General features: G+C 72.6%; 1 protein-coding gene. It reads left to right on the forward strand.

Annotation, left to right across the window (positions count from 1 at the left end):
• On the forward strand, positions 1–230 hold a 230-nt coding region (locus AC6UDB_RS07290), incomplete at both ends, for a hypothetical protein (protein WP_500709601.1).

The raw sequence follows: 230 nt of genomic DNA on the forward strand, positions 1-230 counted from the left end.
CAGCACGACCCGGCGCGCTTCCCGCTGCTGATGGAGTCCACCGCCTCGGGCACCGCCCAGGGCCGCTGGAGCCTGCTGCTGGCCGCGCAGGGCGATTGTCTGCGGCTGGATGCCGATGGCCGGGTGCGCGACCAGCACGATGCGGTCCACGCCGGCAGCTTCCTGCAGGTGATGGACCGTGCCTGGCAGCGCGAACGCCTGCCGCATGACGGCTGCCACAGCCTGCCGTT

This window comes from Fructilactobacillus sp. X3R2C1 (assembly GCF_059901235.1).